Source organism: Amycolatopsis sp. NPDC051061, from assembly GCF_040682935.1.
Classification (GTDB): domain Bacteria; phylum Actinomycetota; class Actinomycetes; order Mycobacteriales; family Pseudonocardiaceae; genus Amycolatopsis.
The window spans coordinates 47,035-61,841 of the sequence record NZ_JBFBBZ010000057.1 but is presented as its reverse complement, the minus strand read 5'-3'; the positions used below and the strand labels follow the sequence as shown (position 1 = coordinate 61,841).

Sequence of the window (14,807 nt, the reverse complement as noted above, 5' to 3'; positions counted from 1 at the left end):
GATCCGCTCATGCACCCGATCCAGCTGATCCATCACCACATCGACCACCACCAGGATGATCTACCACACCCCACCCGAGTGCCGTTGCAGTACTAGACGGTGATCTTGTCGACGTTCGGGCCGCCGTTGGCGGTCGTCGCGGTCGCCTTGATCTTGTTCGTCCCGGCGGTCAGCGTCACCGGGATCGTGACCGTCTGCCAGGTGTCCCAGTTGCCCGTGCCGCCGAACGCCACCGCGGACGCACCATCGCGGCCGTTCACCGTGAGGTCCATCGGCCGGTTCACCGTGGTGCCGTTGGCGAACCGCAGGACGACGTTCGCGGGACCCGCGGCCGCCGCGTTGACGGAGAACTCCACCGCGCTGCCGGTCGCGTTGTCGTAGTTGACGAACCCGGTGCCGGTGAAGCCGGCGTGGTTCGACTCCGCGACGCCGCTGGTGATCGTGGCGTTCTCGGCCTGGTAGTCGGCCGGCGTACCCGGGTCACCGGGGCCGGTCGTGCCGTCCGCCGGGATCGTCTTCGTCCCGGTGTTCCAGCCCGCGACCCGCACGGACGGCTTGGCGCCCTTGAGGTCGGCGGTCCGGTACGTCGCCGTCAGCGTGGTCGACTCGCCGGGCCAGAGGCTGACCTGGTTGTCGGTCCACCGCACCGGCAGCACCGGCGCACCCGCCGCGCCGAGGACGTGCGCGTCGACGAAGAACGCCGGCACCTTGCCGGACGCCGGGTTCGTCAGCGTCACCTTGGTCGTCGTGGTGCCGTCGCCGTTCGCCGTCGAGGTGGCGGTCGACCCCAGCGTCACCTGAGCCAAGCCGTTGAGCCCCGACAGGTCCGCGTAGGCCGACTGCGGCGTGTAGTACCAGTCGCTCGCGTCCCAGTTCAGCGTGTCGGCCTTGGTGGACAGCCAGTAGACGTTCCGGCTGACCTCCTTGCCCGAGGAGTCGCTCAGGACCAGCTTCGCCAGGTACGTCGTCGACAGGCCACTCACCGAGCCGATGGTCAGCGCGGTGGTCTTCGCGCCGTCACCGCCCACCGACACGGTCTTCGACTGGGTGAACTTCTCCGTGCCGTCCAGGTTGTAGAGCTTGACGGACGCGGTGAGGTTCGACGCCGCGTCGTGGTTGTGGTTGACCACCACGACGGACTTGGTGTCGTACGAGTACTGGATGTGCAGCGGCTCGTTCGCCTTCTTGGCCCCGAAGTAGGAGCCGTTCTGGTCGAGGTAGGCGTCGAACAGCTGCCAGTGCAGCGACGTCCAGCCGCTGTTGAGCATCCAGTAGATGATCCCGGTGGCCGGGTTCGAGCTGTCGCTGAAGTTGCGCGAGTGCGACTCGAACTCGGCGCGGACGTTCTCGTACTGCGCCAGCTGCGCCTTGCGGACGAAGTCGTCCAGGCTCGCCGGCTTGCCGTAGCGGCCGGTCAGTGCGTCGCCGAAGAGCTTCAGGTTGGCGAACGTCTCCGACGACGACCGGTGGTACTGCGCGGTCGACGGGCTCTTCCACATCGTGTCGAGCTCGCTCGAGGACATCATCCGCTTGAGCGTGTCCATCGTCGGGATGTCCGGCCCGGCGCTGGTCTCGGAGTTGAAGCTCCACGCACCCCCGAGGTCGCTGTGCGCCTTGTCGTACCAGTAGTTCGGCGGGACGTAGTCGTACGGCCCGTTCATCTTCATACCGGACGACCCGAGCTGCGGCGACGACTTCGCCGACGCGGCCGGGACCACCGGGGTGGGCCAGTCCGCGGCGTTCAGCGCGTCGAGGTAGTTCTTCTCGATCGTCGCGTCGGGCGCGAAGTCACTGCCGATGAGGAACGAGATGACGCTCGGGTGGTCGCGCAGGCGCTCGGCCTCCGCGGTCATCGACGCCTTCGCGACCGGGTAGTCCGCGGCGGTCCAGGGGTCACCCTTCTCGTCGCCGTTGACCTGGCCTTCCCACTTGTCGCAGCACTCCCAGCCGGGCAGCGTCAGCACGCCCATCCGGTCGGCGAGGTCGAAGAACTCGTCCGGCTCGATGTGGCCCTCCAGGCGCACGGTGTTGAGCCCGAGGTCCTTGACGTAGGCCAGCTTGTCCGCCGCGTACTGCTCGTTCCAGCGCAGGAACAGGTCCGGCGAGTAGCCGCCGCCCTTGATCAGCAGCGGGCGCCCGTTGATCGTGTACGACCGGCCGCCGCTGGCGTTCTTGTTCGCCGTCACCTGGCGCACGCCGAAGCTGGAGTGCGAGGTGTCGGACGCCGCGCCACCGGCGTTCGCCGTCAGGTCGAGGTCGTAGAGCGGCTGCCCGCCCATCCCGGCCGGCCACCAGACCTGCGGGTTGTCGATCCCGACCACGCCGAACGTGACCGTCTTCTTCTCCTTGGCCGCCAGCGAAACCGGCTGGCTGATCGCCTTGCCGGCGACCGTGCCGGAGACCGTCGTGGAGACCGCGGCCGCCGAGTCGTTGCGGACGTCGGCCTTGACCGTGAGGTCGGCGTGCGCCGTTCCGGTCAGCTTCGTGACGACGTGGCCGCCGCGCAGCGCCACCGGGCCGCTGCGCCGGACGAGGACGTCCCGCACGATGCCCATGTTCTGGTCCGGCGGGGTCTGCGCCCAGTCGATCCAGCCCATCGACAGGTCCTTGTCCGGGTCGTTCGGGTAGACCTTGAACGCGATGCTGTTCGTCCCGGCCTTCACCTGCGCGGTGATGTCCAGGTCGTGGCGGGTGTAGGCGCCGTTGACCTGCGTCTTGTCCGCGATCCGCGTCCCGTTGACCCAGACGTCGGCCTTCGACAGCACGCCGCTGAAGTCGAGGTAGGTGCGCTGGGTGGTGTCGGTGACCGTGAGGTCGGTGCGGTACCACCACGGGACCTTGAAGTCCGCGGTCGGCACGTTCTTCATGTTCGTCGAGTAGAACGGGTCGGCGTACTTGCCGTTGGCCAGCAGGCCGGCATAGACGGTCGAGCGCGGGCCGACGGGGTACCAGCCGGCGGTGTTGAAGCCGGGCTTCGACACCGCCGAGTCGTCGCTGACCTGCGCCGACGTCTGGATCAGGAAGCCGGGGACGGCGGTGGCCGGGCCCGCGGCCGCGACCGTCGCTTTCGCCGGTTCCTGGCCGGTCGCCGCGGGAACGGTCGCCCCGCTCACAGCGACGGCGAGCACCGCCGCCGCCACGAGGGTCCGGGTTCTTCTCTGCCGATAGCTCACTAGCGCGCCTCCTAGGCACCGCGGCGGCGTGGGGGACAGCGGACCATCGTTAGGGAACTTTCCTAACAATTGCGGACGATCGTAGCGGTCCGGTCACCGGGAGAACAGGGGCGTTCCGGTCAGACCCGCGCCGCTTGCCACGCCGCCGCGGCGCGCAGCGCCAGCAGGAGCGGCAGTGAACCGTCTTCCCAGATCCGCTGCGGAAGTGCCTCGCTGAGCGGGACACCGCCGGCCAGCGCGGCGCCGATCGTCGCGAGGTCGACGTCGAAGAGCGTCAGCCCGGCGCTGTAGAGGCGTTCGCCGCTGAGCGGGCGGCGCGCGGCGACCTCGGTAAGGTCGACCGCCAGCTCTGTCACGCCGAAGAACTCCGGCTTGGCGCCGCGTTCCATCCAGCGCGCGAACCCGGTCAGCTTCGTCTCGCGGACGTCCTGGAGTCTCGCGGAGCTCGCGCTCCATCCCGGCGCAGAGCAGCCAGCGCGCCGACCGCCCCGACCACAGCGGTGCCCATCAGGCTTCCGCGTCGAGGTAGACCCAGTGGCCGTCCGCGCGGCGGAAGCGGCTGTTCTCCTCGAGGAAGCCGTCGCGGCCGTGGTGGCGGTAGTGGGCGCGGAACTCGACCGTGCCTTCGGTGTGCAGCAGTCCGCCGCCGGTGCGGCGGAGGATCTCCAGCCGCGTCCACTCCTGGCTGGCGTCGAGGTTCAGCCGGCGCGGGCGGGTGTCCGGGTGCCAGGTGCGCAGCAGGTACGCGGTGTCCCCGACGGCGAAAGCGCTGAACCGCGAACGCATGAGCAGTTCGGCGGTCGGCGCCGCGACGCTGCCTTCGTGGAACCGGCCGCAGCAGGCGGCGTAGGACTCGGCGAGGCCGCACGGGCACGAAGCGGAAGGCATGGCGAAATCATCCCACGACGGCTTCGACCGTCTACTGAGGACTATTCCGCGTTGACCGGCTTCCCGCTCTCCCGCGCTTCCTGCGCCCCGCGCACCGCGAGCCGGTCGGCTCGCTCGTTCTCCGGGTGTCCCGCGTGGCCCTTCACCCAGAGCCACTCGACCTCGTGCGAGCCGGCCGCCGCGTCCAGGCGTTGCCACAGGTCCGCGTTCTTCACCGGCTCCCGCGCCGCCGTCTGCCAGCCGTTCTTCTTCCAGCGCGGCAGCCACTGCATGATTCCGTTGCGCACGTAGGTGCTGTCCGTGTAGACGCGGACCTGCGATGGCCGGGTCAGGCTCTCCAGCGCCCGGATCGGCGCCGTCAGCTCCATCCGGTTGTTCGTCGTCGGCGTGGCTTCGCCGCCGTACAGCTCGCGCTCGTGCCTTCCGTAGCGGAGGACCGCGCCCCAGCCGCCCGGTCCCGGGTTCCCGCTGCACGCGCCGTCGGTGTAGATCTCCACGTCCACGCGGCGACCCTACCGGTCCCGGCTCTCGCCCCGGCCCGCCACGCCGGGTTACGGTGGAGATCCGGAGGGGAGCCATGAGCGGGCACGACGACACGGCCGAGGGAGCGCTCCTGGCCTACCTCGCCGCCACCGATCGCGAGTACCTGCTCGCCCGCGGCACCCGCCGCCGGTTCCGCGCGAACGACGTCGTGCTCATGGAGGGCGACCCGTCCGATCACGTCCACGTGCTGGTCTCCGGCTGGGTGCGCGTCTCCGCGATCGTCGAGGACGGCCGCGAGGTGCTCTTCGGCCTGCGCGGCCCCGGCGAGGTGCTCGGCGATCTCGCCGCGGTGACCGGGCGGCCGCGGTCGGCGTCGGTGCGCGCGATCGAACCCTGCACCGTCTACCAGCTGACCGGCGCGGAGTTCGTCGACGTCCTGCACGCCCGCCCCGAGATCGCCATCGCGACGATCAAGACCGTCGCGGCCCGGCTCCGCAACGCCGAGTCGGCCCGGGTCGACTCCGCCGCCTTCGACGTCAGCCGCCGCGTCGCGGTGGTGCTGGTCCGGCTGGCGGAGGAACACGGCCGGCGCGTCCCGGAGGGTGTGCTCATCGAAGACGCGTTCTCGCAGGAGGACATCGCCGCGCAGATCGGGGCGGCGCGGCGTACCGTCGCACGAGCGTTGCGCGTGCTGCGCGAGAAGGGGATCGTCGAGACCGGCCGCCGCCGGATCCTGATCCGCAACCCACGCGTCCTGCGCGCCTTCGCCCGCTCTGAGCCAAACGGCACACACCGCCCGTGACAGCGGACCTCTGAGCGGACCCCGCCCCCGCGCGATCCTGGGTACCGGCCGGAAAAGAAATTCAGATGCCGACCGGCCGGATTCCATTTTCGAAGCGAGGTCGGGGAGTGCTTTGCCGTGAACGTCTACTGCAAGATCTTGACCCTGGTGAAATCGGTCTTCGTCGCGTTCGTGGTCGGTGCCGTCGCGGGATTCCTGGCGGCCACCGGAAACGCGGCGGAGCCGGCGTCGCACGGCTCGGCTCCCCTCTCCGCCTCGGCCTGGGTGCAGCGATGAGGAGGTGTGTGTGATGGAGAGCCACTCGATCTGGGCGCTGATCTTCGGCGCGAACTGACCCGCGGCGGCCCGGCCGGCCGGCTCGTGGGGGGTCGGCCGGCCGGGTATTTCCGGGAATGCGGGTGTCCGCGATCTGTCACGTCCCGCGCGGAACCGTTCTTGGTAATGTGGGCTGTCATTTCACCGCGGCACCGGGAGGGGGTGGGATGAACCCGGAGAACTCCTTCCCGTTCGTGCGCGAGCTCAACGAACTGCGCCGCGGCCGCGGGCTCGACGCGGCCGACCTGCACCAGCGGATCGGTCCCTGCCTGCGCGAGGCGTGCGAGATCACCGACGCCGACCAGCCGTCCGCCGCCCGGCAGAAGCTCGTGCTGCGGCTCACCGAGCTGTGCGGCCGGCTGCCCGCCGACCTGCGGCTGGCCGCGCTCGCGGCGTTCGGCCTGCACGAAGAGGCGGCGGGGGAGTTCCTCGACCGGCGGATCTCGTGGCTGGCCAGCGTCCTGGACCGCGACCCGCGCACCGCGCGCCGCCGGATCGACCTCGCGTTCCGCCGGCTCGACGAGCTGCTCGGCACGCCCCCGCCGGAGCGCGACCTGCACCCGCTGGCCGGCTGGTACGTCGAGTCGGCGAAGGCGGTGCTCCGGCTCGACCACGACCCGCCGGACCTGCAGGAAGAGCGCCGGATCGTCGCGGAGGTCGACGAGCTGGACGAGCTCGTGCTCTCGTTCAGCGTCCCGGCCGAGCCGGGCAGCGACCCGGTGCCGGACATCACCGCCGACGTCCTGTTCGGCGGTGAGATCGTCGAAGAGCGCCAGGTTTCGGTGAGCCACGCGCAGTTCGTCATGCGGCTCCCCAACCCGCTGCGGCTCGGCCAGCGGCACGAGTACGGGATCCGGTTCGCGCCGCGGCGCACGTCGCTGCGGCCGTACTACGTCATGATGCCCTTGCGCCGCTGCGAAGAATTCGCGGTGCGCGTCCGGTTCGACCGCGCGAACCCGCCGTCGCGCGTGTGGCGGCTCAACGGCGTGCCGGGCCGGGTGGTGGACGACGGCGTCGACTCGGGGGACGCGCTGACGATCAACCGCGTCGGCGAGGTGGGGCTCGAGTTCCACGAGCTGCACCAGGGGCTGAGCTACGGCCTGCAATGGTCCTTCGACCCCCGGGAGGACTGAGGTCATGCGCACCGTTCCGGTGGCCGCGACCGTCGTCCGGATCGGGATCGTCGCCCCGAGCCGCGGCGGCACCGCCCGCGCGGTGCACCTCGGCACCACTCTCGACGGAGTGCTGGACGAGGCGTTCGACCACGTCCCGGTGCCGTACCGCACGCCGACCTGGTACCGGCGGCCGGAGGGGGACATCACGACGCTGGTCATCCCGCCGGCCGTGCCGCTGCGGTGGGTCGCCACGGAGTTCGCCGGCGCGCTGGCCGAGGCGCTGCGGCGCCGCAACCGCCACCTCAACGAGTTCGGCCGGCTGCGGCTGCGGCTCGCCGCCGACCACGGCGACGTCGTGCTGCGTCCGCCGAACTTCGGCGGCGCCGCGATCGCGCTGGCGGTCTGGCTGTGCGAAGCGGAGGTGCTGAGGGCGGCGATGGCCGCGGCGCCGGAGCGCGACCACCTGCTGATCCTCTCCGACCGGTTCCACGCGGCGATCGACGACGTGCCGGGCTTCCGGCGCGTCGTCGTCCCCGCCGGTGGCGAGCGCGAAATCGCGTGGCTGTGGACCGGTCCGGATACTGGGACGCGGAATACCGGCTCCGGCGGTGGGTTGGCACCGTCGTAGCCGAGAGAAGGGGCCCGCGATGAGCACGTTCACGAGCGAATGGCAGGACTGGAAGACGCACCGTGAGGAAGACCTCGCGGCACCCCACGGCTGGCTGGCGCTGGTGTCGCTCGACTGGCTGACGGACGCCCCGCGGGAGTACCCGGGCATCCCCGGCCGCTGGTGGCAGGACGCCGACGCGGCGTACGTCGACCCGGCCGGCGCGTCGCTTTCGCACGAGGGTTCGCCGATCACCGGGACCCGCCGGTTCGAGCTGGTCAACAGCGGCGCGGGCACGCGGGTGCTGGCCGGCGACGTCGAGATCGAGGTCGCCCGCCGTTCCGGGTACCTGATCCGCGTGCACGATCCGAAGGCCGAGGTGCTGCGCGCGTTCCACGGCGTCCCGGCGTACGAGCCGTCGCCGTCCTGGGTGCTTCAGGGCCGTTTCGAGCCCTTCGACGAGCCGCGGCCCACCACGGTCGGCGCCGTGGTGGAGGGCCTCAGCCACGTCTACACGGCACCGGGCGTCGTCCACTTCTCTTTCGGGGGACAGCCGCACACGCTGACCGCGTTCAACGGCAAGGACGGCGGCTTCAGCATCCTGTTCACCGACGAGACGAGCGGCGTGACGACGTACGCGGCGAACCGCTCGCTACCGGTCGGCGCGCCGTCGCCGGACGGGTCGGTGACGGTGGACTTCACCCGGGCGGTGAACCTGCCTTGCGCGTTCACGGACTTCGCGACGTGCCCGCTGCCGCCGGCGGGCAACCACCTGCCGTTCGCGGTCGAGGCGGGGGAGAAGATCCCGTACGAGCGCGGGTGACTCCCCCGCCTGCCTTCAGTGCGCGACGTCGATGACGACGCGGTTGGGCGCGGTGAGCGTGAAGACGTTCACCGTCGTCCGCGACCGCACGCCGAGCCCGACCAGCAGCTGGGATTCGAAGTCCCCGATGACGGCGACGGCCATGACGTTGCCGAGGTTGCGCGTCCGGAACTTGTTCGGCCCGGGGTAGGTCGGGTTGCCGCTGTCGTCGTGCGCGGCGGCGAACGGCACGGTGACGTTGATGAAGTACTCCCCGGTGAGCCACACGATTTCGGTGCTCGGATCGGCGATGAGCTCGTCGACGAGCTGGTAGCTGGGAGTGGGCCTGCCCCCGGGCCCGAGGTCGAGCACGATGCGGTCGAACCCGGGGTTGTTCCCGGTCCGGATGGCGGTCAGGGTCGGAACGGAGGACACGGCCTGCGCGGGCACGGCGGCGGCGAGCGTCCCGGCGAGCATGAGCGTGACAGCGAGCAGTGCGCCTCTGACGGGTCTGGACATGGTGGGCCTCCTGGGGTGAACCGGTGGAAGTCCCAGCGCTGGGTCTACGGGAGACGTCCGGTTCGTCCGGGGAGTTGCGTCCGGGTTCCGGATCGTTACCCGGCCGGATCTCCGGCGCCGCAACGAGAAGGAGGCTCACCAGCCGCGCTCACGCCACTCCGTCAGCTTCGCCCGCTCCGCGCCCAGCCTCGGGGAGCTGCCTGCCAGCAGATCTCTCCAACAGTTGCGGCAGCGCCAAGGCCGGCACGCGTCCTTGCCGGTGGTGCGCGTACTCCACCTAGATCGGCTCCGCAGCCTGAGACGGCACGGAACCAGGGGCGCACACGCTGACTCCCGCCTTGCGCTGCGACGCCTCGTAACTGGACAAGAATGCCGGAACCAACGGTTGGTCTGCGGTCTCGCGAAATCCTCGATCAGCTCACCAGCCGCGGTCGCGCCACTCGGCGAGGTGCCCTCGCTGCTCACCCAGCGTCGAATCATCCCCGTGTCCCGGGTAGAACCACGTCTCGTCCGGCAGCTCGTCGAAGATCCGCGACGACACATCGTCCAGCAGCGACGCGAAGTCCTCGGGTGACGTCGTCCGCCCCACTCCGCCCGGGAACAGCGAGTCCCCCGTGAACAGATGCGGGTGTCCGGCAGGGTCCCGGTAAAGAAGAGCGATCGAGCCCGGCGTGTGCCCGCGCAGGTGGATCACCGAAAGGGTGACCTGGCCCACGGACACCGTGTCCCCGTGCTCCACCAGGAAGTCCGGCGGCACCGGCAACGGCGAAGCGTCCAGCGGGTGGGCCGCCGTGTTGGCGCCGTTCGCTCCCGCCACCGCGCCCAGCGCCTGCCAGTGGTCCTGGTGCTGGTGGGTGGTGACGACCGTGCGAAGCGCCGGGCGGTCCGGGCCGTGACCGATCAGGTCCGAGATGCGCTCCGGGTCGCTTGCCGCGTCGATCAGCAGCGCCTCCTCCGAGGCTCGGCACACCAGCAGGTACGTGTTGTTGTCCATCGGGCCGACGGACAGCTTGGTGATGGTCAGCGCGTCCAGGGTGCGCCGGGTGGCGTCGCCGCCCGGGTCGACGTGCCCGGTGTAGGTCTCCACGATGTTCACCGTGCACACGGTAGTCGTTTCGCGCCAACCGGTTCCACCCGCACAAGCGCGCGCCCGCCGGTCCACGTAGGCTCGCCGGAGACCTCGCCAGCCGACCTCAGGACGACCGTGCCCACCTCGCCGACGCCGCGCCGGATCAGCTGGGACCTCCTCCGCGTCGTCGCCGTCCTCGCGGTGATCCTCGGGCACGTCACCCACCAGGGTGCTCTCCTGCACCCCGAGCTGACGGGGTACCCCTTCCGGGTGACAGCGCAGTTCGGCGCCGCGATCCTGCTGGTGATCTCCGCCTTCTTCGTTTGCGCGAGCCTCCGCAAGGGCAATCCGCGCCGGTGGCTGTGGAACCGCGTCGCACGCCTCGTGCCGGCCTACCTCGTCGCCGTCCTGGTGACCTACGTCGTGACGCGGTGCGCGGCCATCTCGTTCAGCGGCCTGCCCTACCCGCACGGCATCACCGGGCTCCTCTTCGGCGTGCCGCAGGGGCCGCCGGCGAACCCGTCGCCGTGGTACATCCCCACCGGGCTCGACCTGGTCGCCAACCTCGGCATGGTGCAGGAGTGGGGTGTGCGCTCGGCCACGTTCTACTACCTCGACGGCTCCTACTGGACGCTGCCGGTGCAGCTGCTGGCCTTCACCGGCGCGGCCCTGCTGTGGCCGCGGTCGTGGCGCACCCACCGGCTGACCGTCGCCCTGCTGTGGGCCCTGATCCTCGTCCCGCTCGCGCTCCGCTTCGTCGTCTTCGCGCCGGGGACGGCGAGCCCGGTCGTCGAGACCTTCTACTACGGCCTGGGCCTGCACCGGCTGCACGTCTTCGCCATCGGCGTCGCGCTGTGGCTCTGGTCACGGCACCGGCTCAGGACGTGGCACGCCGCCCTGTTCGTCGTCGCCGCCGTCGCCGCGCAGGACCTGCAGGTCTTTCCGTTCCACGTCGCGCTGCCGCAGGACGCCCTGCGCTGGCCGTCCACGATCGGGTTCGCCGTGCTCCTGCTGCTGGTCTGCCTGGCCGCCCGCGGCCCGGACTGGCGGTTCCCCGGACTGGCGAGGATCGCCCCGGCCGTCACCTGGCTCGCGGGCATCTCGTATGGTCTTTATCTGGTGCACCAGGAACTGGGTTACGTCCTGGCCCGCGCTCTGCTCGACGTCGGCCTGCCCGGCTGGCTGCGGCTCCCCGTGGTCGTCGGCGCCGCCGTGCTGGCCGGCTGGGCGGTCACCGCGGGTGTCGAACGGCCGGTCCACCGGTGGCTCACCACCCGCCGAAAGCCGGAAGAACCGCAGGTCAAGGACGCGGAGCCAGTTTTTGTCGGTGGTGGCTCGTAGCATTGAGAGGCCGCCCGTGCAGCCTCCTACCGGGCCGGCGACCGCAGCTGAGAATGACACTGAAGGGACCCTGGCGTGGCTGATCGCCTCGTTGTTCGCGGCGCCCGCGAGCACAACCTCCGCGGCGTGGATCTCGACCTGCCCCGCGACAGCCTGATCGTTTTCACCGGTCTGTCCGGGTCCGGGAAGTCGAGCCTCGCCTTCGACACCATCTTCGCCGAAGGGCAGCGGCGCTACGTCGAGTCGCTCTCGGCGTACGCCCGCCAGTTCCTGGGGCAGATGGACAAGCCGGACGTCGACTTCATCGAGGGCCTCTCGCCCGCGGTGTCGATCGACCAGAAGTCCACCTCGCGCAACCCGCGTTCGACCGTGGGCACGATCACCGAGGTCTACGACTACCTGCGTCTGCTCTACGCGCGCGCCGGCAAGGCGCACTGCCCCAAGTGCGGCGAGCCGATCAGCAAGCAGACCCCGCAGCAGATCGTCGACCAGGTGCTGGAGATGGACGAAGGCGTCCGCTTCCAGGTGCTCGCGCCGGTCGTGCGCGGGCGCAAGGGCGAGTACGTCGACCTGTTCGAGAACCTGCAGCAGCAGGGCTACGCGCGCGTGGTCGTCGACGGCACGGTCCACGCGCTCACCGACCCGCCGAAGCTGAAGAAGCAGGAAAAGCACCAGATCGGCGTGGTGATCGACCGGCTGAGCGTGAAGTCGTCTTCGCGCCAGCGGCTCACCGACTCGGTCGAGACGGCGCTGCGGCTGGCCGACGGGCTGATCGAGCTGGAGTTCGTCGACCTGCCCGAGAACGACCCGCACCGGATCCGCGGCTTCTCCGAGAACCTGGCCTGCCCCAACGGCCACCCGCTGGCCATCGAGGACCTCGAGCCCCGCTCGTTCTCCTTCAACTCGCCCTACGGCGCGTGCCCCGAGTGCACGGGCATCGGCATCCGCAAGGAGGTCGACCCGGAGCTGGTGGTCCCGGACGACGAGCTGTCCCTGGCCGAGGGCGCGATCGCGCCGTGGTCGGGCGGGCAGAGCGCGGACTACTTCATCCGGCTGCTCGAGTCGCTGTCGGAGACCATCGGCTTCCGGATGGACACGCCGTGGCGCCGGCTGCCGGCGCGCGCCCAGAAGGCCGTGCTGCACGGCGTCGACGACCAGGTGCACGTCCGCTACAAGAACCGCTACGGCCGCCAGCGGTCGTACTACGCGGCCTTCGAGGGCGTCATCCCGTTCCTCGAGCGGCGGCAGGAGCAGACCGAGTCCGAGTACATGCGCGAGCGGTACGAGGGCTACATGCGCGAGGTGCCGTGCCCGGCCTGCCAGGGCACCCGGCTCAAGCCGGAGATCCTCGCCGTCACGCTGCAGCACAAGTCCCGCGGCGACATGTCGATCGCCGAGGTCTGCGGGCTGTCCATCGCGGAGGCGTCGCAGTTCCTCGACGAGCTGGAGCTCGGGCAGCGCGAGACGATGATCGCCGGCGCGGTGCTCAAGGAGATCCAGGCGCGGCTGCGCTTCCTCCTCGACGTCGGCCTGACGTACCTCTCGCTCGACCGCGCGTCGGCCACTCTTTCGGGCGGCGAGGCGCAGCGCATCCGGCTCGCGACGCAGATCGGGTCCGGCCTGGTCGGCGTGCTCTACGTGCTCGACGAGCCGTCGATCGGCCTGCACCAGCGCGACAACCACCGCCTGATCGAGACGCTGACCCGGCTGCGGAACCTGGGCAACACGCTGATCGTCGTCGAGCACGACGAAGACACGATCCGCTCGAGCGACTGGGTGGTCGACATCGGCCCGGGCGCGGGCGAGCACGGCGGTCACATCGTCCACAGTGGACCGTACAAGAAGCTGCTCAAGAGCAAGGAGTCGATCACCGGGCAGTACCTGTCCGGGCGCCGCAGGATCGAGATCCCGGCGATCCGGCGGCCGATCGACAAGAAGCGGCAGCTGACCGTCGTCGGCGCGCGCGAGCACAACCTGCGCGGGCTGGACGTCTCGTTCCCGCTCGGCGCCCTCGTGTCGGTCACCGGCGTGTCGGGATCGGGCAAGTCGACGCTGGTGAACGACATCCTGGCGACCGTGCTGGCGAACAAGCTCAACGGCGCCCGTCAGGTGCCGGGCCGCCACACCCGGGTCAACGGCCTCGGTCACGTCGACAAGCTGGTGCGCGTCGACCAGTCGCCGATCGGGCGGACCCCGCGGTCCAACCCGGCCACCTACACGGGCGTCTGGGACCACGTGCGCAAGCTGTTCGCCGCGACGACCGAGGCGAAGGTCCGCGGCTACCAGCAGGGCCGGTTCTCGTTCAACGTCAAGGGCGGCCGCTGCGAGGCGTGCGCCGGCGACGGCACGATCAAGATCGAGATGAACTTCCTGCCGGACGTCTACGTCCCGTGCGAGGTCTGCAAGGGCGCGCGGTACAACCGGGAAACCCTCGAGGTGCACTACAAGGGCAAAACCGTCTCGGACGTGCTCGACATGCCCATCGAGGAGGCGGCGGAGTTCTTCGAGCCGATCAAGGCCATCCACCGCCACCTGCAGACGCTGGTGGACGTCGGCCTCGGCTACGTCCGGCTCGGCCAGCCCGCGCCGACGCTCTCCGGCGGTGAGGCGCAGCGCGTCAAGCTGGCCAGCGAGCTGCAGAAGCGCTCGACGGGCAAGACGGTGTACATCCTCGACGAGCCGACGACCGGTCTGCACTTCGAGGACATCAACAAGCTGATCGGCGTGATCAACGGGCTGGTCGACAAGGGCAACTCGGTGATCGTGATCGAGCACAACCTCGACGTGATCAAGACGTCCGACTGGATCATCGACATGGGCCCCGAAGGCGGCAACGGCGGCGGCACGATCGTCGCCGAGGGCACGCCGGAGCAGGTCGCGGCGGTCGAGGAGAGCTACACGGGCGAGTTCCTGCGCACGGTCCTCACCCCCGCCGAATAGCGGTCACCGCGGCTTGCCGGTGGTCTGGTGGACCACCGGCGAGAGCGGCCCGTAGTGCAGCGCCCGGAGCCGGTAGGCCGAGCCCTCCTCACCCGGGAGGACGGACAAGGTGCACGTCGTCGTGTCCGGGTCGGTCACTTCGACCGGGTCGAAGTCCGGCGCGCCCGGCCGCCGGATCTCCAGGAGGAACCCGGCTTCGTCGTGGGACAGGTCGGTCCACGAGAACGTCAGCGTGCCGTCCGCGGCCGCCCCCGCCCGCAGGTGCGCCGGCGCGGTGCCACCCGCCGAGGGCACCGCCGGCGCGCCCACGGTCGTCTCCGGCGACACCGGGCCCGAGAACGGCTGCTGCCGGTAGTAGAACGGCGTCTCCGGGATCAGGTCCGGGTGGTGGTAGCTCGTCGTGTGCGCGGGCAGGAACCGCAGCGTCGTCCACGGCCCGGCGGGATCGTCGGCGTACTCGACGCGGTGCCCGTCGGCGTCGTCCGGCCAGCTCAGCACCACGTCGGTGGGCGAGGTCAGTGAAGCGGTGAACGGCGGCGGGGGAGCCGGGGAAGAACAGCCCGCGACCAGCAGCGCCACGGCGAAGAGGGGTTTCACGGACACAGCGGCTCCCGCGGCGATCGGGGCGGCGGCGAACGTGATCAGCTTAGGGAACCCGCCCGCACGGCGACAAGGTCCTGCCGATCACCGGAACACACCAATCCGGCGCCGAACCGGCACCGAACCGCGCGAAACCCCGCTGAACCGTTTCGG

General features: G+C 70.5%; 14 protein-coding genes. 7 read left to right on the top strand and 7 right to left on the bottom strand.

Translation table 11 applies throughout. The features are described from left to right. Positions 1-92: 92 nt before the first annotated feature. The 4 genes from AB0N03_RS44625 to rnhA all read right to left on the bottom strand — a co-directional run bounded on the left by AB0N03_RS44625 (position 93) and on the right by rnhA (position 4,564). On the bottom strand, positions 93-3,173 hold the full coding sequence (locus AB0N03_RS44625; RefSeq protein WP_364386185.1) for a CBM35 domain-containing protein: 3,081 nt from the start codon (positions 3,171-3,173) through the stop codon (positions 93-95). 119 nt (positions 3,174-3,292) lie between these two features. Beyond that, a complete protein-coding gene (locus AB0N03_RS44620; protein WP_364386183.1) occupies positions 3,293-3,562 on the bottom strand; it encodes a hypothetical protein in 270 nt (89 codons plus the stop codon). Between the two features lie 118 nt (positions 3,563-3,680). Further along, positions 3,681-4,061, bottom strand: a complete 381-nt coding sequence (locus AB0N03_RS44615; RefSeq protein WP_364386181.1) for a YchJ family protein — start codon at positions 4,059-4,061, stop codon at positions 3,681-3,683. 41 nt (positions 4,062-4,102) lie between these two features. Then, positions 4,103-4,564, bottom strand: a complete 462-nt coding sequence (gene rnhA / locus AB0N03_RS44610; protein WP_364386179.1) for a ribonuclease HI — start codon at positions 4,562-4,564, stop codon at positions 4,103-4,105. A gap of 74 nt (positions 4,565-4,638) precedes the next feature. Between rnhA and AB0N03_RS44605 the strand changes: the two genes are divergently transcribed. From AB0N03_RS44605 to AB0N03_RS44585, 5 genes are all read left to right on the top strand, one after another. Beyond that, positions 4,639-5,346 (top strand): Crp/Fnr family transcriptional regulator, encoded by a 708-nt coding sequence (locus AB0N03_RS44605; RefSeq protein ID WP_364386177.1) that lies wholly within the window; start codon positions 4,639-4,641, stop codon positions 5,344-5,346. 117 nt (positions 5,347-5,463) lie between these two features. Continuing rightward, on the top strand, positions 5,464-5,622 hold the full coding sequence (locus AB0N03_RS44600) for a hypothetical protein (RefSeq protein ID WP_364386175.1): 159 nt from the start codon (positions 5,464-5,466) through the stop codon (positions 5,620-5,622). Positions 5,623-5,828: 206 nt separating this feature from the next. Then, complete coding sequence (locus AB0N03_RS44595) at positions 5,829-6,794, top strand: hypothetical protein (protein WP_364386173.1); 966 nt, start codon at positions 5,829-5,831, stop codon at positions 6,792-6,794. A gap of 4 nt (positions 6,795-6,798) precedes the next feature. After that, positions 6,799-7,404: a hypothetical protein gene (locus AB0N03_RS44590; RefSeq protein WP_364386171.1), complete on the top strand. Its 606-nt coding sequence runs from the start codon at positions 6,799-6,801 to the stop codon at positions 7,402-7,404. Between the two features lie 19 nt (positions 7,405-7,423). Then, a complete protein-coding gene (locus tag AB0N03_RS44585; protein ID WP_364386169.1) occupies positions 7,424-8,206 on the top strand; it encodes a DUF1684 domain-containing protein in 783 nt (260 codons plus the stop codon). 15 nt (positions 8,207-8,221) lie between these two features. Here AB0N03_RS44585 and AB0N03_RS44580 read toward each other — a convergent pair whose 3' ends face one another. Both AB0N03_RS44580 and AB0N03_RS44575 read right to left on the bottom strand, forming a co-directional pair. Next, on the bottom strand, positions 8,222-8,704 hold the full coding sequence (locus AB0N03_RS44580; protein WP_364386167.1) for a hypothetical protein: 483 nt from the start codon (positions 8,702-8,704) through the stop codon (positions 8,222-8,224). A gap of 418 nt (positions 8,705-9,122) precedes the next feature. Next, a complete protein-coding gene (locus AB0N03_RS44575) occupies positions 9,123-9,800 on the bottom strand; it encodes an MBL fold metallo-hydrolase (RefSeq protein WP_364386165.1) in 678 nt (225 codons plus the stop codon). A gap of 108 nt (positions 9,801-9,908) precedes the next feature. On the opposite strand from AB0N03_RS44575, the gene AB0N03_RS44570 reads away from it, so the two are divergent. After that, positions 9,909-11,114, top strand: a complete 1,206-nt coding sequence (locus AB0N03_RS44570) for an acyltransferase (RefSeq protein WP_364386163.1) — start codon at positions 9,909-9,911, stop codon at positions 11,112-11,114. Between the two features lie 75 nt (positions 11,115-11,189). Next, on the top strand, positions 11,190-14,054 hold the full coding sequence (gene uvrA, locus AB0N03_RS44565) for an excinuclease ABC subunit UvrA (protein ID WP_364386161.1): 2,865 nt from the start codon (positions 11,190-11,192) through the stop codon (positions 14,052-14,054). 3 nt (positions 14,055-14,057) lie between these two features. Here uvrA and AB0N03_RS44560 read toward each other — a convergent pair whose 3' ends face one another. Then, entirely contained in the window at positions 14,058-14,657 is a 600-nt protein-coding gene (locus AB0N03_RS44560) for a fibronectin type III domain-containing protein (RefSeq protein ID WP_364386159.1), read from the bottom strand. Positions 14,658-14,807: the final 150 nt, after the last annotated feature.